The organism is Domibacillus sp. PGB-M46 (genome assembly GCF_022668875.1).
In the GTDB taxonomy this organism is placed as follows: Bacteria; Bacillota; Bacilli; order Bacillales; family Domibacillaceae; genus Domibacillus.
In genome coordinates, this window is the sequence record NZ_JAKGCR010000071.1 from 1 (window position 1) to 498 (window position 498).

Consider the following 498-nt stretch of genomic DNA (forward strand, 5'->3'; position numbering starts at 1 on the left):
CATTTTAGAAAAAAGGATCGATGACATTGCCGAGTGTGCCACGCGGGAAATGGGCAAAACCTTTGCCGAAACAAAAGGGGAAACAGCCCGCGGCATTGCCATCTTAAAGTATTATGCAGGAGAAGGCATGCGCAAAGTAGGCGATGTGATTCCATCGACAGACAGCTCGGCCCTGATGTTTACAACACGTGTACCGCTCGGTGTCGTCGGAGTGATTACTCCCTGGAACTTCCCGATTGCCATTCCAATCTGGAAAATGGCGCCGGCGCTTGTATATGGCAACACGGTCGTCATCAAGCCGGCGACGGAAACGGCAGTTACAGCTGCTAAAATTATGGAATGCTTCGAAGAAGCAGGATTCCCGGCTGGAGTGGTCAATTTAATAACGGGTCCGGGCAGAACAATCGGCCAGGGCATCGCCGGCCATGAAGAGATCAATGGTATTACGTTTACCGGCTCGAACGGAGTAGGCAAGCAGATTGGCCAGGCAGCGCTGGC

1 protein-coding gene is annotated in these 498 nt (G+C 52.6%); it reads left to right on the forward strand.

Going from position 1 to position 498, the window contains the following annotated elements; all coding sequences use genetic code 11:
* Window positions 1–498, forward strand: a 498-nt coding sequence (locus L2D08_RS23625; protein ID WP_242238000.1) for an aldehyde dehydrogenase family protein, incomplete at both ends; no start/stop codon positions are given.